The 20267-nt window shown below is 73.9% G+C and carries 16 protein-coding genes and 2 pseudogenes; 11 read left to right on the top strand and 7 right to left on the bottom strand.

Annotation, left to right across the window (positions count from 1 at the left end; translation table 11 throughout):
* The first annotated feature begins 17 nt into the window (after positions 1–17).
* From MF408_RS01520 to MF408_RS01510, 3 genes are read left to right on the top strand one after another with little or no spacing between them, the layout of a single operon-like run.
* Positions 18–2639, top strand: coding sequence for a glycosyltransferase family A protein (locus MF408_RS01520; protein ID WP_240249988.1), 2622 nt, complete (start codon positions 18–20; stop codon positions 2637–2639).
* The gene (locus MF408_RS01515) at positions 2632–3678 is read left to right on the top strand and encodes a hypothetical protein (RefSeq protein ID WP_240249987.1); all 1047 of its coding nucleotides are present in this window, start codon (positions 2632–2634) and stop codon (positions 3676–3678) included. The genes MF408_RS01520 and MF408_RS01515 overlap by 8 nt, the downstream gene beginning before the upstream one ends.
* Complete coding sequence (locus tag MF408_RS01510) at positions 3675–6476, top strand: glycosyltransferase (protein WP_240249986.1); 2802 nt, start codon at positions 3675–3677, stop codon at positions 6474–6476. Before MF408_RS01515 ends, MF408_RS01510 begins: the two co-directional genes overlap by 4 nt.
* Here MF408_RS01510 and MF408_RS01505 read toward each other — a convergent pair.
* Together MF408_RS01505 and MF408_RS01500 are read right to left on the bottom strand one after the other, a co-directional pair.
* On the bottom strand, positions 6415–7077 hold the full coding sequence (locus tag MF408_RS01505; RefSeq protein WP_240249985.1) for an FkbM family methyltransferase: 663 nt from the start codon (positions 7075–7077) through the stop codon (positions 6415–6417). The two genes, MF408_RS01510 and MF408_RS01505, sit on opposite strands and share 62 nt — an antisense overlap.
* 65 nt (positions 7078–7142) lie before the next feature.
* The gene (locus MF408_RS01500) at positions 7143–7643 is read right to left on the bottom strand and encodes a hypothetical protein (RefSeq protein ID WP_240249984.1); all 501 of its coding nucleotides are present in this window, start codon (positions 7641–7643) and stop codon (positions 7143–7145) included.
* Between the two features lie 772 nt (positions 7644–8415).
* Between MF408_RS01500 and MF408_RS01495 the strand changes: the two genes are divergently transcribed.
* The 3 genes from MF408_RS01495 to MF408_RS01485 all read left to right on the top strand — a co-directional run bounded on the left by MF408_RS01495 (position 8416) and on the right by MF408_RS01485 (position 10951).
* Complete coding sequence (locus MF408_RS01495; RefSeq protein ID WP_240249983.1) at positions 8416–9162, top strand: hypothetical protein; 747 nt, start codon at positions 8416–8418, stop codon at positions 9160–9162.
* Between the two features lie 158 nt (positions 9163–9320).
* Positions 9321–10187: a glycosyltransferase family 4 protein gene (locus MF408_RS01490; RefSeq protein WP_240249982.1), complete on the top strand. Its 867-nt coding sequence runs from the start codon at positions 9321–9323 to the stop codon at positions 10185–10187.
* Positions 10184–10951, top strand: a complete 768-nt coding sequence (locus tag MF408_RS01485) for a glycosyltransferase family A protein (protein ID WP_240249981.1) — start codon at positions 10184–10186, stop codon at positions 10949–10951. Before MF408_RS01490 ends, MF408_RS01485 begins: the two co-directional genes overlap by 4 nt.
* Before the next feature lie 70 nt (positions 10952–11021).
* Here MF408_RS01485 and MF408_RS01480 read toward each other — a convergent pair whose 3' ends face one another.
* A complete protein-coding gene (locus MF408_RS01480) occupies positions 11022–12221 on the bottom strand; it encodes an NAD-dependent epimerase/dehydratase family protein (protein WP_240249980.1) in 1200 nt (399 codons plus the stop codon).
* Positions 12222–12376: 155 nt separating this feature from the next.
* Positions 12377–13060 (bottom strand): phosphoadenosine phosphosulfate reductase family protein, encoded by a 684-nt coding sequence (locus MF408_RS01475; protein WP_240249979.1) that lies wholly within the window; start codon positions 13058–13060, stop codon positions 12377–12379.
* 353 nt (positions 13061–13413) lie between these two features.
* Here MF408_RS01475 and MF408_RS01470 point away from each other — a divergent pair, with 353 nt between their 5' ends.
* The 5 genes and pseudogenes from MF408_RS01470 to MF408_RS01450 all read left to right on the top strand — a co-directional run bounded on the left by MF408_RS01470 (position 13414) and on the right by MF408_RS01450 (position 17448).
* Positions 13414–13578, top strand: a complete 165-nt coding sequence (locus tag MF408_RS01470; protein ID WP_240249978.1) for a hypothetical protein — start codon at positions 13414–13416, stop codon at positions 13576–13578.
* A pseudogene (gene ftsY / locus MF408_RS01465) lies at positions 13575–14760 on the top strand (signal recognition particle-docking protein FtsY). The gene MF408_RS01470 and the pseudogene ftsY overlap by 4 nt, the downstream one beginning before the upstream one ends.
* Before the next feature lie 105 nt (positions 14761–14865).
* On the top strand, positions 14866–15204 hold the full coding sequence (locus tag MF408_RS01460) for a P-II family nitrogen regulator (RefSeq protein WP_240249977.1): 339 nt from the start codon (positions 14866–14868) through the stop codon (positions 15202–15204).
* A 172-nt stretch (positions 15205–15376) separates the two neighbouring features.
* Positions 15377–16438, top strand: coding sequence for a hypothetical protein (locus tag MF408_RS01455; protein WP_240252204.1), 1062 nt, complete (start codon positions 15377–15379; stop codon positions 16436–16438).
* A complete protein-coding gene (locus MF408_RS01450; RefSeq protein WP_240251580.1) occupies positions 16351–17448 on the top strand; it encodes an ACT domain-containing protein in 1098 nt (365 codons plus the stop codon). Before MF408_RS01455 ends, MF408_RS01450 begins: the two co-directional genes overlap by 88 nt.
* Here MF408_RS01450 and MF408_RS01445 read toward each other — a convergent pair.
* The 3 genes and pseudogenes from MF408_RS01445 to MF408_RS24720 all read right to left on the bottom strand — a co-directional run.
* Positions 17349–17741: a hypothetical protein gene (locus tag MF408_RS01445; RefSeq protein WP_240249976.1), complete on the bottom strand. Its 393-nt coding sequence runs from the start codon at positions 17739–17741 to the stop codon at positions 17349–17351. The two genes, MF408_RS01450 and MF408_RS01445, sit on opposite strands and share 100 nt — an antisense overlap.
* Before the next feature lie 59 nt (positions 17742–17800).
* The gene (locus tag MF408_RS24725) at positions 17801–19237 is read right to left on the bottom strand and encodes a CstA-like transporter-associated (seleno)protein (protein WP_275693423.1); all 1437 of its coding nucleotides are present in this window, start codon (positions 19235–19237) and stop codon (positions 17801–17803) included.
* A 70-nt stretch (positions 19238–19307) separates the two neighbouring features.
* A pseudogene (locus MF408_RS24720) lies at positions 19308–20143 on the bottom strand (carbon starvation CstA family protein); the annotation flags it as partial.
* Positions 20144–20267: the final 124 nt, after the last annotated feature.

The raw sequence follows: 20267 nt of genomic DNA, 5'->3' as shown, positions 1-20267 counted from the left end.
CGACAGGAGCGACGCCCGTGCGACCCACCCCGGCCCGGACCCTCACGGCGAGGGTCCGGCGACGCCTGCGCCGAGCGGGCGGCGACGGCACCCCGGCGGAGCCCCGAGCCGGTCGCGGGCCGCGACCCGACGTCCCGGAGGAGCACAGCCACGTCGGCCCCGAGTTCGACGCCGTCGTCAACCGGGCCCGGCGCAACCAGGAGCCGCTCGGCGCCGACCCCGACTACGACCTCGTGCGCGAGCACTTCGACCACCACCACTTCATGCTGCAGGCCGAGCCGGCCCAGGAGCTGCCCCGCTTCGACCCGATCCGGGTGTTCCTCAACCACGGCGCCGAGGCGGTCAACAGCCCCCATCCCGACTTCTCGATGCGCAACTACCTCCTGCGCCACCCGGAGCGGGCGCAGGGGCCCGAGCAGAGCCCCTACGTCGAGTGGCTCCGCCGCGGCCGCGCCGCCGGCGAGATCGCCGACCCCGGGCTCGGCATCGAGCAGGTGGCGCGGGTCCTCGGGCTCACCCCGCACGAGGTGGTCGACGAGCTGGTGGAGGCCCGCACCGACCTGCTGCAGCGGCTGCGCACCGGCACGCTGGGGGAGATGTTCGCGAAGGCGGCGGAGGTCGAGCCGCTGATCGGCGCGGCCTGGCCGGAGACCGCCCGGGTGCGGATGCCACCGCTGGGCGCGGAGTACGTCGCTGGCCAGATCGCCGCCGTGCACGCGTGCCACGAGCAGCTCGGCCTGCGCCGGGCGCGGGTCGTGATCGTGACCGACCGCCCGCGCCGCGAGACGGTACGCCGCGCCGAGGGGCACCTCGCCCACGCGCTCGCCGCGTCGCTCGACCCCGAGGACGTCGTCGTGGTCTACACCGACGACAGCGGCACGCGGCCCGGCCTCCGGTTCCCGGCCGGCGTCCGCGAGGCCGACTTCGCCGCGGCCTCCCGCGGGCTGCCCGACGAGCACCAGGAGCTGGCGCTGGTCTCGCTGCTGCGCTCGCTGAGGGCGGCGGCGATCGTCAACGTCGACTCGAGCGTCCTCTACCGCGCGCTGGGCCCCTACGGGCGGGCGCTGGCGTCCTCGGAGCGGATCTTCCTGTACTTCCCGGCCGCCGAGCAGACCCCCGCAGGGCGCCTGGACGAGCTGGGGGCTGCGGTGGCTCCACACCGGCGTGGACTTCGCCGCCGGGTTCGTCACCGAGAGCGAGACCGCCCGGCGCGAGCTCGCCGAGCACTTCCAGATGGCCGACGCCGACAGGGACCGGCTGCTGGTCCTGTCACCGCCGGTCGACCCCGCCGTCCCGGAGGCCGGGCCGGCCGGCGCCGGCGACCGCCGCCCGGTCGTGGCGTGGGAGGGGGGCGAGTCGCCGCGGCTGAGCCGGCTCCTGCTGGCGGTCGAGGTCGCGCGGCTGATGCCCGAGGCGGACTTCCGGCTCCACGGCACGAGGCTCCGGCCGGCGCTCCGCGGCACGGCCGTCCCGCCCAACGTGCAGCTCACCGGCGAGCACGTCGACGTCCGCGGGCGCGACCTGTCCGACACCGACGTGTGGCTGCACACCGGGGTGGCCCGTGGCACGCCCCACCTGCTCCTCGACGTGGCGATGACCGGCGTCCCCGTGGTGGCGGGTGCGCACGGCGGTGCCGCCGAGGTCGTCAGCGGCGAGGACGGGTGGTCGGTCACCGAGGCCGACGACCCGGCCGCCTACGTGCGGGCGCTCCGCGACGCCCTCACCGACCCGGAGGCCGCCCGCGCCCGGGCCCGGACCCTGCGGGAGCGTCTCCTCGCGGAGCGCGACCCCGCGGCGTACGCCGAGCGGGTCGCCGGCCTGCTCCTGCCGGCGGGGGAGGAGGCCCGATGACCGACCTCACCCTGATCGTCACCGCGCACGACGAGACGCTGGTCTCCGGTCCGACGATGCGCTCCGCCGACCTGGCCGTCGCCGCTGCCCGTGCCCGCGGCTACACCGTCCAGCAGGTCATCGCGCTCGACGCCGCCACCGAGGAGACCACGGCGTACTTCCACCAGCCGCGCTTCGACCACTGGGAGCGGCGGACGATGACCGAGGGCGACCTCGGCCGCGTCCGCAACGCGCTGGTGCCCGACACCGACGGTGACTTCATCGCGTTCCTCGACGCCGACGACCTCTTCAGCGAGAACTGGCTCGCCGAGGGCCTGGCGACCGTCATCGCCGGCCGCGACCGGGGCGAGCGGCTGATCGCCCACCCCGAGCTCAACGTGCTGTTCGACCGCAACCACGCGGTCACCCGCAACATCGACCAGGACTCCCGGCTGTTCACGCCCTACTACTTCTACGCGCGCAACTACTACGACTCGCTGTGCCTGACCCCGCGCGAGGCCCACCTCGAGGTGCCCTACGTGCACCGCGACCTGCACAACGGGCTGTCGTTCCAGGACTTCCAGTTCAGCATCGAGACGATGGGGCGCGGCTGGAAGCACGTGGTCGTGAAGGACACGATCATCTTCAAGCGGCGCCGCGACTTCTCGCTGGTCGTGCAGAGCAGCGCCCGGCGCTCGGTCGTCCGGTCGCTGCCGGAGATGGCGATCGACCGGGTCCGCGACCTCCCGGCCGCCCACCGGCGGACCGGCACCACCCCCGACGAGGAGCGGAGCACGACTGATGGGTGACGCCGGGGCGAGGTCCGCCAGGGACCGGACGCTGATCCTGCACATCGGTCTGCACAAGACGGCGACGACGTACCTCCAGAACGCGTGGGGCGTCCACCGCTACGACCTGCTCCGCGAGGGCGTGCTGTACCCGCTGACCGGCCTCGTCGAGGGTGGCGCGAGCACCCGCGAGGGTGCCCAGTCCGGGCACGCGTTGTTCAGCCGTCCCGGCGACAAGCGCAGCCTGGTCACCGACCTGCTCACCGAGCTGCCCGACACCGCCTCGACGGTGCTCCTGTCGTCCGAGGACTTCTCGCTGCCGCGTGCCGAGCCGACGCCCGAGCAGCTGCTCGCACGGTTCGCGGCGTTCGGCACGGTGAAGGTCGTCCTCGTCCTCCGCCGCCAGGACCGCTGGATCGAGAGCTGGTACAAGCAGCTGGTCGACCAGTTCGGCAACCGCGAGACCCGCTCGCTAGACGAGTTCCTCAGGGACGAGGGGCCGCGACTCCTCGACTACCACGCGCGGTTCCTGCCGTGGCGCGAGCTGGTCGGCCCCGACGCCTTCCACGTGATCTCCTACGACGACGTGCCCGACGGTGCCGCGATCGGGCGCCGGGTCCTCGAGCTCGCCGGCGTGAGTGCGGGCCTGGTCGACGAGGTGGTCGCCACGCCCGTGCCCCGCTACGACAGCGTCCGCGCCGTCGACACGCTCGGGCTGCGGATCCTCAACGCGCACCGGTTCAAGAGCCGCGCCGAGCGCAACCAGGTGGCGCGCCGCGTCTACGAGGCCGCCCCCGCCGGCGACCTGCAGCTGATGACCCCGGAGATGCGGGCGGGCATCGAGGAGGTGTGCGCGCCGGTCAACGAGCGCATCGAGGCGGAGTGGTTCACCGAGCCGGTCCCCGGGCTGCGCTTCGGTGACCGGTCGGAGCCGCCGGCGGTGGCGCCGCCGAGCGGGCAGGAGGTCGTCGACTACGTCGACCACGTGCTGTCGCTGTGCCGGGCGGCGCGGGAGCGGGCCGAGGCCGCCGCGGCCGCCGAGGCCGGGCAGGACTCGTGACCAGCGCCAGCGCGCCGAGCGGCAGCCTGGCCGGGCTGGCCGTCTACACGATGTTCGGAGGCGACCCGCGGCAGCTGCTCGCTTGGTGCAACGTGCACCTCGGCCTCGGCGCCGAGCAGCTCTACGTCTTCCTCGACCGGCCCTCGCCGGCGCTCGTGGCTGCGCTCCCGGCGCACGAGCGGGTCCGGTGGGAGGCGGTCGACGCGACGACGTGGGAGACCCACTACCCGCCCGGCGCGCGCAACGTCGAGCGCAAGCAGGTCGACGGCTTCCGGCTCGCCGCACGGATGGCCGCGGCCGACGGCCACCGCCACCTCGCGTTCGTCGACGCCGACGAGCTGCTCGACCTGTCCCGGCCGTTCGCCGCCGTGGCGGCGGAGGCGCCGGACGCCGTCGCGTTCCGGTTCCCCGTCCGGGAGATGTGGTACGACGCCGGGGACCCGGTGACCGACCCGTTCGGCGCCACCCTGGCGGTCGGGCGGCCCGCGACCGGCCGCATGGACTGGAGCAGGGTCCTCGGCTGGCGGGCCCAGTTCCTGCGCAACGGCGTGCTGGGCCACCACGCCGGCAAGACCGTCCACCGGCTGCCGCTCGCCGTCGGCGACCTCACCGTCCACGGTCCCCGCTCCCTCCCGGGCGCCCCCGTGGTCGACGTCCCGGAGGAGAGCGGACGGGTCCTCCACTTCGACAGCGGCAGCGTCGACACGTGGACGGCGAAGTGGGGCGGGCGACTCGGCGGCGGCACGGTCGCCACCGGTCTGGGGCCCCACCGTCGCGCCCAGCAGCGGCTCTTCGAGCACGCGCTCCGGATGCCCGCGCCGCAGCGGCGGGCCTTCTTCGAGGACTTCTACGTCCTCGACGAGCAGGCACGCGACGCGCTGGCCGAGCGGGGGCTGGTCCGCCGCGTCGACGTCTCCGCGCTGACCGCGGGGCCGCTCCCGACCGACGTACCCGACGACGCCGTGCCGGCACCCCCGGTGGTGCCGGGCCGGCGTAGGGACCGGGTGGACTTCCAGTTCGCCCTCGTCTGCGACAAGCGGTTCGTCAAGCCGACCTTCGCCACGATGACGTCGGTCCTCTCGCAGGTCGGCGACCGGGGGAGCGTCCGGTTCGTCGTGCTCGGCGACGGCATCGACGGCGCCGACGTCTCCCGCCTGCGCGCCCTCGAGCACACCCGCTACGACGTCGAGGTGGTCGTCCACGACGTCACCGCCGACCTCGACCGCGATGTCGGCACCGAGGACGCCAAGCGGGCGACGTTCGGCCGGATCTACCTGATCGACCACCTCCCGCCGCAGCGCACCGTCTACCTCGACGGCGACGTGCTGGCGACCCGCGACTTCACCGAGCTGTTCGACCGCGACCTCGGTGGCGCCTGTCTCGCCGGGGTGTCCGACAGCGCCGCCCTGCGCCTGGTGGCCAACCCGGCCAACGTGCCCGTCGAGCAGCGCAACCGGCTGGTCGGCATCACCGGCGGCGACCCGCTGGAGTACCTCAACGGCGGGGTGCTGGTCTTCGACCTCGACAACCCCGACTTCCGCGAGCTCGCACTGCGCGCCCGGGCGCTGGTGGTCCTGCAGGGGCGGGCGCTCAAGCAGCGCGACCAGGACGCGATGAACATCGCCTTCACCGGCCGCAAGCACCGGCTGGAGAGCACCTACAACTACATGACCCAGTTCTACGCGTCCGACCGGGTGCTCGACGGCGACCTGACCAGGCTGAAGTACGACGCCGCCGACGCGAGCCTGATCCACTTCTCGGGCCGGATCAAGCCGTGGGAGTCGCCCGACGACGAGTTCTACAACGGCCTCTACCGCAAGCTGGTGCTCGAGGCGGAGCGGACGGTCGGGGTGAGCTGCGAGTTCTACTTCTCCGAGCCGCCGGTGGCGCCCCGCGCGTCGTGGACGGCCGCCCGATGGGCGGAGGTCCTCGGCGCGAGCACGCCGGGGCGCAGCGTGCCCGCCGGACCGGCGACGACCGACCTCGCGGTGGTCGACGTCGGCGACGCAGGGGTCCACCTCACGATGTCGGCGGAGATGCTCGAGCACGCCCGGGCCCACGACCTGCGGCTCGTCGGCAGGACGGCCGACGCCACCGTCGTCGACGCGCCGCTCACGGCCGTCGGCCCGGTGCTCAACCACCTGGTCAGCCGGGTCGCCCCGGGGACCCGGCTGCTCGCCCTCGACCTCGCCGGGGGCGCTCTCCGGAACAGGTGGCGTCGTACGCGACCTCGAGTGGGGGCGTGGCCGGGCCGGCCGGTGACGGGTTCGTCCGGCCGCTCGGCGTCATCGGGTTGCTCGCCGCGGGGGCGGCGGCCGGCCCGGAGCTGCTGCCCGAGCTCGGCGCCGACGGCGTGCTGCAGGCCGTCGAGGACGGCTGGCTCTCCGGCTGGTACCGGGCGCCGGCGACCGCCTCCGCGGCAGCCGTCACCGTCCACGTCGACGGCCGGCTGGCGGCCAGGCGCGCCGAGGGCGCCCGGCGCGACGACCTGCCCGACGACGGGCGGACCTGGGGCTTCCGGTTCCACCTCGAGCGGCTGGCGGCGCTCGGCGACGGACCGCAGCCGGAGGTCTCCGTGCGGATCGCCGGGACCAACGTGCCGCTGCGCGGCGGGGTGCTCCGGGTCGCGGACCCGCGCCGCGACCTGCGCTACGACGCCGAGCGCGACGCGTGGGTCGAGACGGCCGCGCCCCGGCGTACGCCGAGCAGTCGGGTGCCGGCGCTGGAGCGGCTGCGTCAGGCCCGGTTCAGGCGGTGAATCCCGAGCCGTCCGGCGGCGTCCTCGCGCACGAACGTGAACGACATGATGTTGATGGCGAACGGGTGGTAGCCCGCGTCCTTGAAGTGGCGGACGACGGGGTTCGACCCGAGGGCCAGCGGGTCGAAGTCGTGGAGCTCGATGCAGACGACGTCGGGGCGGTGCCGGTCCAGGTCGAAGGCCAGGATCGCCTCGCGGTCGTAGCCCTCGATGTCGACGCTGAGGTAGTTGACCCGGGTGCCGGCGGGGACGTGCTCCTCGAAGAGCCGGTCGAGGCTCATCGCCGGGACGTCCTCGGCGCCGACGGCGTCCTTGCTGTTGGCCAGCATCCGGGCGCGGTCGGCGATCACCGTGTCGATCCGCCCGCCGCGGAACTTGTGGAGGGTGACCACGTCGAGCTCGTTGTGGATCGCCAGCCGGAGGTTGGTCGCGCGCGGCCGGTGGCGCTCGAACAGCTCGATCGCGTCGGCCCGCGGCTCCACGTTGATGCCGTCCCAGCCCTCGAGGTGCATCCGGGCGGTGTTCGACAGCTTGATCGGGTGGTGCGCACCGACGTCGACGTAGAACCCGGGTGTCGCGTTGCGCAGCGCGTTCCACGCGACGATGTCCTCGCCGAACTGCGAGTAGGAGATGCGGTGCATTCTGGGGCGTTCCTCCGGGGGCCTCGGGATCGGCACGACCCTACCTGCTGCGGGCGGCGCTCCCGTCAACCAGCCGCCTCCTGCTCGGCGAGGCGTCGCAGCGGCGCGTGGTGCTCCTCCGGGATCTCCAGCAGCGCGAGGTAGTGGTCGAGACGGTCGGGCTCCAGCCGCTGCACCGTGGTGGTGCCGTCGACCTTGCGGTCCGCGTGGAAGAGCCGGCCGGTCGGGTCGCCCAGGACGTCGCGGGCGACGGCCCGGTTGGACTCCGCCCATTGCTCCATGAACCGGTCGAGCTCGGCCGGCGGCAGCGTCAGCACCGGCCCGCAGCCGTGGTCGAGCAGCCGCCGGACGTGGGGACCGTGGGCGATCGACCACGCCGGCTGCCCGAGGTTGCGGCGGTGGTGCAGGTTGAGCAGGCGCAGCACCTCCACCCCCTCGGCGCCGAGGCTCTCGTTCTGCGACCCGGGCTGCTCGAAGGCGTCGGCGCGGAGACCGAGCCCGGCCGCGTCCAGGAAGTCCTGGAGGAGCGAGCCGTCGGCGAACCGGGCCCGCTCGAAGGGACGCACGGCGAAGCTGTCGGGCGCGAGGCCCCGCAGCCAGGTGTCGAGCCGGGCGCGGTAGTCGTAGGTGTGGCCGAAGTCGAACCGCGACCACTCGGTCAGCCGCTCGGTGCGCCCCCTGCTTCACGACCTGCTGGTAACGGCTCGCGAGGTGGTCGTCCTGGCGGCGCAGGTAGGCGACGAGCCGCACCTTCCCGCCGAGGCGGCGCACCAGGTCGGCGGTGCCGCTCACCTTCGCGGGCGAGGCGGAGAACAGCGCCTCGTCGGACAGCACCACGGTCCGCGCCCCCGACTCGTCGACCTCGCGACGCAGCCGCCGTCGGAGCCGGCGACGGAACACCTCCGGCGCGGGGTGGTCGCCCCGCAGCCAGTCGTGCGACCGCTCGAGCTCCTCGTCGGGCGTCGCGTAGAGGCCCAGCCGGACGTGCCGGTGCGCGCCCGGCACTCGCGGGAAGAGCACGCCCTCCGCGAGCAGCCGCTCCTGGTTGATGCGCAGGAACCGCTGCACGGACGTCGTGCCGGTCTTCCCCGAGCCGATGTGGAGCACGATGCCGCGGGTCTCGGTCGGCTCCGGGCCGCGCTGGTCGATAGGGTCCTCCCGATGGCGTGACGCCCGCCGGCGCAGGGCCGACGGCGGCCCGCAATCTACCCGGTCCCCACCGGCTATCGTGTGCGGGCCACGACGCGAATCGGGAAGGGCGTGGGGTGACGGATCGGCTGCGACGGGGAGTGCGCCGCGTCCTCGGCATCGGCCGCCGCACCACCGGCGAGCCGGTCGGTGCCCCGGCCCCTGCTCCGGCTCCGGCTCCCCGCGGCGCCGCCCCGGGCCGACGTACCGGTCGAGCCCACGCACCTGGGCCCGGCGGTCGACCAGCGGGTCGCCGAGGCGCGGCGCGCGCTGCGCACCGACGCCGGCCCCGACTACCGGCTGGTCGCCGAGAACTTCGACTTCGCCCACTACCTGCTCCAGGGACCGCCCCTGATCGAGCGGCACCGCATCGACCTGGTGCAGCACTTCCTGCGCGACGGGGTGGAGCTCGACCGCAGCCCCGACGTGAACTTCTCGATGAGCCGCTACCTCGAGCGGCACCCCGAGCGGGCGCACGGCCCCGGCCGCAGCCCGTACGCCGCCTGGTTGCGCACCGGCCGCGACGCCGGCGAGATCGCCGACCCCGCGCCGGGCGTCGAGAAGGCGGCCCCGGCGCTCGGGATGACTCCGCACCAGCTGGCCGACACCCTCGGCGAGCTGCGCACCGACCTGCGGGAGCGGTTCCTCCACGGCCGGCTCGGCGAGGTCTTCGCAAAGGCCGCCGAGATCGAGCCGCTGATCGGCTCCGTGGCCGGCCGGGTGCTGCGGCCCACCATCCCGCCCCTCCTCAGCGAGGAGGCGGTCGACCAGGTCGCGGCGATCAGGGCCGCCCAGGAGGCCGCGGGCCACCGGCGCGCGCGGCTGGTGCTCCCTGCTGCCCCGGCCGCGGTGGGGCGGCGGCCCCCGGATGGAGGGGGCACATCGCGCGTGCGCTGAGCCGGCGGGTCGCCGCGGAGGAGGTCGTCGTCGTCTACACCGACGGCGACGGCGACACGCCGCCCGGACGGTTCCCTGACGGCGTCCGCGAGATCGCGTTCGCCGACAGCGTCGCCGGGCTCGAGGAGCCGTTCGCGGAGCGGGCGCTCGTCGAGCTGGTGCGCTCGTTCCACGCGGACGCCGTCGTCAACATCAACTCGGTGCTGGGCTACCGGGCGCTCGGCCACTACGGCAGCGCGCTCGCGGACTCCGAACGGCTGTTCCTGCTGTTCTTCTGCAACGAGCAGCTGCCACGCGGCAATTGGGTGGGCCTGCCGCTGCGGCAGTTCTACCGCAACGTCGACGTGGTCGAGGGCGTCATCACCGACAGCGCCTACCTGGCCGGCTGGCTGAGGGAGCAGTTCGCCCTGGGCGAGGACGTGTTCCCCGGCCTGCACGTCTTCCGGGCCCCCGTCGACCCGTCCCTCGAGCCGGCGGGCCGTCCCTCGGCCCGCCCGGACCGCCGGCCGCGCGTCTACTGGGCCGGCCGGCTCGACCGGCAGAAGCGCGTCGGGCTCGTGGCCGAGATCGCGCGCCGGCTGCCCGACGTCGACTTCCTCATGTGGGGCCAGGCCGACCTCGACGGGGCGGGCACCCGGGCCGACCTGCCGCCGAACATCGCGCTGCAGGGCAGCTACGACCACATCACCGAGCTCGACCTCGGCGACGCCGACCTCTGGCTCTACACCTCGGGCTGGGACGGCGTCCCGAGCGTCCTGCTCGAGGTGGGCATGACCGGGGTGCCGATCGTCGGGACGCTCGTCGGCGGCACCGGCGAGGTGCTCACCGACGAGCACTCCTGGCCGGTGCCCGAGGACGCCGGCGCCACGGCGTACGTCGACGCGATCCGCGCGGTGCTCGCCGACCCGGCCGGCTCCGCGCAGCGGGCCGCCGCGCTGCGCGAGCGGCTGCTGGCCGAGCGCACCGAGGAGGCGTTCGCCGACCACGTGGCGTCCGTGCTGCTCCGGCCGGAGGAGGAGCGATGACCGAGGTCGACCTCTCGCTGGTCGTGACCGCCCACGACGAGACCGCCGTCTGCGGCCCGACGATGCGCTCCGCGGACGCGGCCGTGGCCGCCGCGCGCGACGCCGGCCACCGCGTGCAGACGGTGGTGGTGCTCGACGCGGCCACGGCGGCCACCACTGCCTACTTCGACCAGCCGCGGTTCGCGCACTGGGAGCGGTGGGCGATGGCCGAGGGCGACCTGGGCCGGGTGCGCAACGCGGTGGTGCCACGGCTGGCGGGCCGCAACGTGGCCTTCCTCGACGCCGACGACCTGTTCAGCGAGAACTGGCTGGTCGACGGGCTGGCGGTGCTCGCCGACGCCGAGGCGGCGGGGGAGCGGGTGATCGCCCACCCCGAGCTCAACGTGGTCTTCGACGGCCAGCACGACGTGCTCGTCAACCTCGACCAGGGCTCGCCGCTGTTCGACCCGCACCTGTTCTACGTGCGCAACACCTACGACTCGCTGTGCCTCGCGCCGCGGGCGGCCCACCTCGAGGTGCCCTACGTCCACCGCGACATCCCGCGCGGGCTGTCCTACCAGGACTGGCAGTTCAGCGTGGAGACCATGAACCGCGGGTGGCGCCACGTCGTCGTGCCCGACACGATCATCTTCAAGCGCCGCCGCGACACCTCGCTGGTCGTGGAGAGCAACACCCGCAAGGCGATCGTGCGGGCGCTGCCGGCGCTGGCGATCGACCGGGTGCGGGACCTGGGGCGGGTCACCCGCCCCGACCCCCGGGCCTGACCGCCCCGGAGAACGGACGAGGGGCGCCCCCGGCCGAGCCGGGGACACCCCTCGCGGAGGTCGACCGTCGTCAGCCGGTCGGCTCCGTGGTCTTCGCCGCCTGGGCCTCCGAGCTCCAGATCGAGACGCAGGGGATCTTGGTCTCGTCGCAGCGGTCGGCGTACTTCCGCGTGATCTCGGTGACCTCCTCCATCAGGCCCTCGCTGAGGGTGATGGGGGTCAGGCCGAGGTGCAGGAAGCGGTCGTTGGCGACGTGCAGCTCGTTCTCGTCCGCCTCGTTGCGCGGGTTCGGCACGTTGTGGATCGCCACGCCGGTGCGGTCGGAGATCATCTTGGCCAGGTCGCGGACCCGGTGGGTCTCGGTCATCTGGTTGAAGATGTGCACCCGGTCCTCCCGCGCCGGCGGGTTCTCGATGGCCAGCTGGATGCACTTGACCGTGTCCTGGATGTGGATGAACGCCCGGGTCTGGCCGCCGGTGCCGTGGACGGTCAGCGGGTAGCCGATGCCGGCCTGCATGAGGAACCGGTTGAGCACGGTGCCGTAGTCGCCGTCGTAGTCGAACCGGTTGATCAGCCGCTCGTCGCGCCGGGTCTCGGAGGTCTGGGTGCCCCACACGATGCCCTGGTGCAGGTCGGTCACCCGGATGTGGTCGTTCTTGTTGTAGTAGGCGAAGAGCAGCTGGTCCTGCGTCTTCGTCATGTGGTAGATCGAGCCCGGGTTGGCGGGGTAGAGGATCTCCTGCTCGATCAGGCCCGCCTCGCCGGCGTCGACCTTCACCTGGAGGTAGCCCTCGGGGATCTTCATGCCGGCCGTGCCGTAGCCGTAGACGCCCATCGTGCCGAGGTGCACGACGTGGATGTCGAGGCCCGACTCCACCACCGCGGCCAGCAGGTTGTTGGTCGCGTTGAGGTTGTTGCTGACGGTGTAGCGCTTGTGCCGGCTGCTCTTCATGGAGTACGGCGCCGCCCGCTGCTCGGCGAAGTGCACGACCGCCTCGGGCTGCCAGCTCTCGAGCAGGTCGAGCAGCCGCTGGTAGTTGACCGCCACGTCGATGTCGTGGAAGGCGATGTCGTTGCCGCTGACCTCCTTCCACGCACGGAGGCGCTCGCCCATCGGGCGGATCGGCGTCAGCGACTCGCACTCGAGCTCGATGTCGATCTTGCGGCGGGAGAGGTTGTCGACGATCGCGACCTCGTAGCCCTGTGCCGAGAGGTGCAACGCGGTCGGCCAGCCGCAGAAGCCGTCCCCTCCCAGGATGAGTACCCGCATTGCCTTCCCTCCGTCGTTCGTCTGGTTCATTGCCTGCTCTTGCTCCGTCGTCTCCGGGGCCCGGGCCTGGTCGGCCGGAGCCCGACCATTGTGCGTCATGGTCGCCGGTTCCCCCTGATCGGCGGGGGAGGCGGCGTTTCGCTCGAACTTGCCGGTCAGCGGGTTGAGGTGGATGCCGCACTCCTTGACGGTGTCGACCTCCCACCACCACCGGCCGGCGCGCTGGTCCTCGCCGGGCGAGATCGCCCGCGTGCACGGGGAGCAGCCGATGCTCGTGTAGCCCTTTGTCGAACAGCTCGTTGTAGGGCACCGCGTGGTCGCGGATGTAGGCCCACACCTGGTCGTGGGTCCAGTCGAGCATCGGGTTGAACTTCTGCAGCCCGTTGACCTCGTCGTACGCCGAGACCTCGAGGTCGCGGCGGGTGATGCTGTGCTTCGCGGCGCAGGCCGGCGATCCAGGCCCGCTTGCCGCGGAGGAACCTCTGGAGCGGCGCCACCTTGCGGACCGCGCAGCAGCCCTCGCGCAGGTCGACGCTCTCGTAGAAGCCGTTCTGCCCGTGGTCGCGCACCCAGGCGCGCACCTCGTCGGGGTCGGGGGAGACCATCGTGATCACCGGGCCGTAGCGCCGGTGCACGCTGTGCGCCAGCGCGTGGGTCTCCTCGGGCAGCCGCCCGGTGTCGATGCTGAAGACCTCGATGTCGAGGCCGTGCCGGGCGATGAGGTCGGTCATCACCATCGCCTCGGGGCCGAACGCGTTGGCCAGGGCGGCGGGCGCCCAGTTGCGCTCGACGTCTCGAAGGACCGTGAGCGTCGCCTCGAGCGCGTCGCTGTAGTCCACTGCTGCGGTCTCCTGGAGGGAAAGGGGTCACAGGTCCGACCGTCGCGCCGGACCTTCGATGCTAGCACCGAGACCGCGGCCGGACGGAAACCGCGCGCGCGAGCGCGCCGGTGCCGAGGAACCGCCGCCCCGCCGCCGGCCCCACCGGGGCGCGGACCTAGACTCGGGCCGGTGGCGCTCGCTCCGGCGCCACGCCCGCCGTCCGCCGCTCACCGGCGGTCCGGCGCTCCCGGAACGACTACTCGGAGGGTCGAGCCGCCTCGTGCTTGTCATCGTGATCGCCATGCTCGTCAGCCTGGTCGCCGCCGGCCTGGTCGCCGCCTACGTCGCGTACCCCGCACCGCGGGCAGCGGATGCCCGCCGTGCCGTGGCTGGGCGACGCGCTCGGCCGGGCGGTCGGCTCGGCCCCGGTCATCGGGGGACACCGAGCTCGACCTGCTCCGCAGCGGCCGGGGCGAGGGCAGCCCGGTCGAGGTCGGCCTGGCCGACCGGCCCTGACCCGGCTGCTGGTTGGATGAGCCCCATGGAGTGGAGCTACGTCGTCATCGGGATCGCGGTCCTGGCCGTCGTCGTCCTCGGCGCCGGGTTCGCCGGCCTGCTGCGGGGGAGGACCCGCGACGAGGCGCGGGTCGAGCCGCCGCGTGGCGCGTCGACCGACGTCATCGCGCCGCCCGAGGAGCGGGCCGCGCCACCGGTCACGGAGCCGGTCACCGAGCCCGTCACCGAGCCGGTCACGGAGCCCGTCCCCGAGCCCGAGGTCCCGACGGTCGAGCAGCCGGAGCGGCCGGCGTCCCGCCTGGCGCGGCTGCGGCAGCGGCTCGCGGGCTCCGGTGCGCTGGGCCGCGGCCTGCTGGGCCTGCTGAGCCGCGACCGGCTCGACGAGGACACCTGGGGAGGCCATCGAGGACCTGCTCCTCGGCGCCGACATCGGGGTCCAGCCGACGCAGGAGCTCGTGGAGCGGCTGCGGCTCCGGCTCCGCGTCGACGGCGGCGGTGCCGCCCCGGCGGACGTGCGTTCCGTGCTCCGCGAGGAGCTGATCGCCCTCGTCGACCCGACGATGGACCGCTCGCTGCAGGTCACCGGAGCCGACGGCCACCCCGGCGTGGTGCTGGTGGTGGGGGTCAACGGCACCGGCAAGACGACCACCGTCGGCAAGCTCGCCCGGATCCTCGTCGCCGAGGACCGCTCGACGCTGCTCGCGGCCGCCGACACGTTCCGCGCCGCGGCCGCCGACCAGCTGACCACCTGGGGCGAGCGGGTCGGCGTCGAGGTCGTGCGCGGCCCCGAGGGCGGCGACCCGGCCAGCGTCGCGTTCGACGCCGTCGAGCGCGGCGCGGGCACCGGTGTCGAGACCGTCGTCGTCGACACCGCCGGCCGGCTGCAGAACAAGCAGGGGCTCATGGACGAGCTCGGCAAGGTCAAGCGGGTCATCGAGAAGCAGGCGCCGGTCACCGAGGTGCTGCTCGTCCTCGACGCCACCACCGGGCAGAACGGCCTGATCCAGGCGAAGGTGTTCTCCGAGGCGGTCGACGTGACCGGCATCGTGCTGACCAAGCTCGACGGCTCCGCGAAGGGTGGCATCGTCGTGGCCGTGCAGCGCCAGCTCGGCGTACCGGTCAAGCTGGTCGGCCTCGGCGAGGGACCCGACGACCTCGCGCCGTTCGACGCGGCCGCGTTCGTCGACGCGATGCTCGGCTGAGCACCCCTCCGCCCGAAACCCGGCCGTAACACGCGCGCCGAACTCGTTGCATCCCTGAAACAACCTCCGGACCGCCGCGAAACCTCGCCCGTCGAAGGTGGGCGCATGAAGCTGGTCACGGCGGTCATCAAGCCGCACAAGTGGGAGGACGTCCGCGAGGCGCTCGAGGCCTTCGGCGTCACCGGCATGACGGTCAGCGAGGTCAGCGGCTACGGCCGGCAGAAGGGCCACACCGAGGTCTACCGCGGTGCCGAGTACGACATCGCGCTCGTCCCCAAGATCCGGATCGAGATCGTCGTCGACGACGAGGACGCCGAGGACATCGTCGGCATCATCACCAAGACCGCGCAGACCGGCCGGATCGGCGACGGCAAGGTCTGGGTGAGCCCGATCGAGACGGTGGTCCGGGTCCGCACGGGCGACAAGGACTCCGCTGCGCTCTGACGGCCACCGCGCGTCATGACGGCTGCCGAGCGGGCGGAGCGGACGGCGGCGGCCGACGCCCTCTGCGTGTCCGCGTACGACGCCGCGGGAGGTCCGGACGCGGGGGTGGCGCTGGTGGCGGTCGGGGGGCTACGGCCGGGGCGAGCTCGCGCCGTGCTCGGACCTCGACCTGGTGCTGGTGTCCGACGACGGCGTCGACGTCGGCGCGGTGGGCCGGGACGTCTGGTACCCGCTGTGGGACTCCGGCGCGCGGCTCGACCACGCGGTGCGCACGCTTCCGGAGGTGCTGGACGCGGCGGCCGCCGACGTGCGGGTGGCGGCCGGGATGCTCGACGTGCGCCACGTCGCCGGCGACCCCGGGGTCAGCCTCCGGCTGCGGAGCACGGTGCTCGCGCAGTGGCGCCGCGACGCCCGGGAGCGGCTGCCGGAGCTGCGCGCCAAGGTGCGGGACCGCCACCGGCTCGCCGGCGAGCTCGCGCACCTGTCGGTGCCGGACCTCAAGGAGGCCGAGGGGGGCCTGCGCGACGCCACCGTCCTCAAGGGGCTGGCGGCGACCTGGCTGGTCGACGTACCGGCCGCCGACCTCGAGCGCACCCGCCGGCAGCTGCTCGACGTGCGCGACCTGCTCCACGCCACGGCCGGGCGCGCGGCCGACCGGATCGGTCCGGAGCACTGGGCACACGCTCGCCGCGGGGCTCGGCCTGCCCGACGAGCGGGCCGCGCAGCGGCACGTCCGCGAGCTGGGGCGGCGGCTCACCCACCTCTCCCGGCTCGCGTGGCGCCGCGCCGACGACGCGCTGCGCCGCGCACCGGCCGGACGGCCCCGCCGCCCCGACCTCGAGCCGCTGGCACCCGGCGTGGCGCTGGCGAACGGCGAGGTGGTGCTCGACCGCGGGGCCCGGCCCGCCCACGACCCCGTCCTGCTGCTCCGAGCGGCGGCGGAGGCCGCCGAGCGCGACGTGGTGCTGGCGCCGTCGACGGCGGCCCGGCTCGCCCGGGAGTGCCCGCCGCTGCCCGAGCCGTGGCCCGCCGAGGCCCGCCGCCAGCTGGTGCGGCTGCTCGCGTCGGGGCGGGGGCTCCTCGCCGTCTGGGGAGACCCTCGACGAGACTGGTGCCCTCGACCGGGTCCTTCCCGAGTGGGAGCGGATCCGCCTGCTGCCGCACGCGTCGGCGATCCACCGGTTCACCGTCGACCGGCACGTCGTCGAGACCTGCGTCGAGGCCTCAGCGCTGATCCGCGACGTCGCGCGGCCGGACGTGCTCGTCGTCGCCGCGCTGCTCCACGACATCGGCAAGGGCAGCCTGACCGAGCACAGCGTGGCCGGCGAGCCGATCGCCCGGGCCGTGGCCACGCGGATCGGGTTCGACGCCGAGGCGGTCGACCTCGTCGCCCTGCTGGTGCGCCGGCACCTTCTGCTCGCCCGCACCGCCACCACCCGCGATCCCGACGACCCCGCCACCCTCGAGGCCGTCACGAGCCTGGTGCCCTCGGCCGAGGCGCTGTCGCTGCTCGCCGCGCTCACCGAGGCGGACGCCAAGGCCACCTCGCCGCAGGCCTGGACCTCGTGGCGGGCCGGGCTCGTCCACGACCTCGCGAGCCGCGCCCGGAGCGCCCTGGAGCGGGGGAGCGCGCCGCCGGCGATCCCGGTCGACGAGGTGGAGGTGCCGGACGCCGTCCGCGCCGGCGGCACCTCGATCACCGTGGAGCGGGTCGGCGACGGCAGCCGGGTCACCGTCGTCGCGCCCGACCGGGTCGGCCTGCTCGCCGACGTCGCGGCGACGTTCGCGCTCCAACGGGTGGCGGTCCGCGCCGCCCGGGTCTGGTCGCAGGGCGACCACGGGGTGTCGGTGTGGGACGTGGCGGACGACCGGCTCGACGCGGGCAGGCTGCGCGACCAGTACGACGGCGTCGCCCAGCGCCGCGTCGACGCCGCGGCGCGACTGCGGCCGCGGGCGACGCCCGGCGAGCTGGCGCCGGCCGTCGTGGTCCGCCCCGAGGCCAGCGACCAGGCCACCGTGCTCGAGGTGCGGGCCGCCGACCGGCTCGGGGTGGTCCACCAGGTGTGCTCCGCGCTCGCCGACCTCGACATCTCGGTGCGGTCCGCGCACGTCTCGACGCTCGGCCCGCAGGCCGTCGACGTGTTCTACGTGCAGGAGGCGCACGCCGCGGCGCTGTCGGAGACCCGCGCCGCCGACGCCGCGCACGCGGTGCGCGACCGGCTCAGTCCTCGGGCACCGGGCTGACGGGGCCGACCGGGCTGACGGGGGGCCGCTTCACCCGCACGCGCCCCGCGGTCAGGTCGACCGACACCGGCCGGTCGTCGTCCTCGGGGAGCGGGGGTGGCCTCGCGCTGGTGCTCCTTGGACTTCAGGTCCTCGTCGGACCGCGCCCGCGCCGGGTCGAAGACGTCGACGAACGTGCCGAGGCCGTTGCCGACCCCGCCGCCGCCCTCGCTGGTCCGCACCATCCGCGTGCCCGTCCAGACCACGAGCCCGAGCACCAGGACGCCTGCCGCGACCCACACCACCACCGTCACCGCGCCAGCCTACGCGCCGGCCCGCGGCGCCGTCGGGTTCCGCAGCTTTCGGTGACGGCTCAGCAGCAGCGCCCGGCCGCCCCGGCGTGCTCGCGCTGGTCGGCGCGGTGCCGCTCGAACTCGCGGCGGGTCATCGGCTCCCGCCCCTCCCGCACGCAACGGGCGACGTGGTCGTCCCAGCGGTCCTCACCGGTCGCGGCCCTCACGTACCAGCGCAGGCCCTCCCACGCCCGCCGTACGACGCCGCCCGCCGCCTGCGCGGTCACCGCGCGCTCCCGGTCAGGCGCTGCGACTCCTCCCACTCCCGCACCGCCGCCTTCTCCTCCGCCGTGGCGAAAGAAGTCGGACGGCGCCACGATCTCCGACGGCGTGTGCGGCACCTCGGTCGTCGGCAGGCTGCCGGCGCGGACCGCCCGCACCCAGACCACCGCCGCGTTGGCGACGACCACGATCACCAGCAGCGCGAACGTCAGCTGGAGGACGCCGTTGACGGTGGAGTTGGTGACGATCTGGTCCATCTGGCCGGCGTCGGCCGCCGGCGCCAGCACCTCGCCGGCGTCGCGAGCCTCCCGGTAGCGGTCGGCCTGGGCGAAGTACCCGATCGACGGGTTGTCGGAGAAGACCTTCTGGTAGCTCGCCGTCATCGTGGTGACCAGGTCCCAGACCAGCGGGATGCCGGGCACCCAGACCCACTTCGCCTTGCCGTGCTTGAGCATCAGCGTCACGCACAGGCACAGCGCGATCGCGGCCAGCAGCTGGTTGCTGATGCCGAACAGCGGGAACAGCTGGTTGATGCCGCCGAGGGGGTCGGTGACGCCGACGTACAGCATGTAGCCCCAGGCGCCCACGACCACCGCGCTGGCGAGCCACGCGGCCGGGCGCCACGAGGTGTCGCCGAACCGCGGCCAGACGTTGCCGATCGTGTCCTGGAGCATGAACCGCCCCACCCGGGTGCCGGCGTCGACGGCGGTCAGGATGAACAGCGCCTCGAACATGATCGCGAAGTGGTACCAGAACGCGGCCAACCCGCCGCCGAACGCGTCGGTGAAGATCGAGGAGATGCCGAGCGCTAGGGTCGGCGCGCCGCCGGTGCGCGACACGAGGGACGGCTCCTGCACCGATGCGGCCGCCTGAGTGAGCGCGTCGGGCGAGATCGTGAAGCCGAGCGTGCCGACGAACTCCGCCGCCGACTCCGCCGTGCCGCCGGTGGCGCCGGCCGGGCTGTTCATCGCGTAGTAGAGACCCTGGTCGATGACGCAGGCGGCGATCAGGGCGCTGATGGCGACGAACGACTCCATCAGCATGCCGCCGTAGCCGACCATCCGCACGTGGCTCTCCTTGGCGATCATCTTCGGCGTCGTGCCCGAGGAGATCAGCGCGTGGAAGCCGGACAGCGCGCCGCACGCGATGGTGATGAACACGAACGGGAACAGCTCGCCGGCGAAGACCGGCCCGTCGCCGTCGAGGGCGAAGCTCGTGACGTCCTCGTTCTGCAGCGCGGGGCGGGGCCAGCACCAGCCCGAGGGCGAGCAGCACGATCACGCCGATCTTCATGAACGTCGAGAGGTAGTCGCGCGGCGTCAGAAGCATCCACACCGGCAGCACCGAGGCGACGAAGCCGTAGACCACCAGGCAGATGGTGAGCGTCTCGGGGAGAGGGTGAGCGCCTCGCCGAGCGCGGTGTCGTCGACCCAGCCGCCGAGGACGATCGCGACCAGCAGCAGCGCGACGCCGATCGCGGTGACCTCGCTGACCCGGCCGGGCCGCAGGTAGCGCAGGTAGAAGCCCATGAACAGCGCGATCGGGATGGTCAGGCCGATCGAGAAGACGCCCCACGGGGACTCGGCGAGCGCGTTGACCACGACGAGCGCGAGCACCGCGAGGATGATGATCATGATCGCGAACACCGCGACCAGCGCCGCGACGCCGCCGACGACGCCGATCTCCTCGCGGACCATCTGGCCGAGGCTCTTCCCGTCGCGGCGCATCGAGAAGAACATGACCATCATGTCCTGCACGGCGCCGGCGAGGATGACGCCGACGATGATCCAGATCGTCCCCGGCAGGTAGCCCATCTGGGCGGCCAGCACCGGGCCCACGAGCGGGCCCGCCCCGGCGATCGCCGCGAAGTGGTGGCCGAAGAGGACGCGGCGGTCGGTGACGTCGAAGTCCTGCCCGTTCTGCATCCGCTCGGCGGGGGTGGCGCGGGTGTCGTCGACCTCGAGCACGCGGTGGGAGATGAACCGGGCGTAGAACCGGTAGGCGATGGCGTACGACGCCAGCGCGGCGAACAGGACCCACAGGGCCGACACGTTCTCGCCGCGCGAGAGCGCCAGCACGGTCCAGCAGACGGCGCCCACGAGGGCGACCGGGACCCAGATCAGGGCCGACTTGACCTTCATGCCCGCGCGATACCCCGTGCGGCGGCCGGCAGACGTCGCCGACGACGGTGGTCGGGGAGGGGCCGGTTAGGATCGGTCGACCGCTGTTCTTCTCCCCTCCGACCCCGACGAGGACGCACCGCCT

The sequence above is a fragment of the Nocardioides sp. TF02-7 genome (assembly GCF_022437945.1).
GTDB lineage: Bacteria > Actinomycetota > Actinomycetes > Propionibacteriales > Nocardioidaceae > Nocardioides.
The sequence above is the reverse complement of the archived record's forward strand: the minus strand, read 5'-3'. Positions and strand labels throughout refer to the sequence as shown.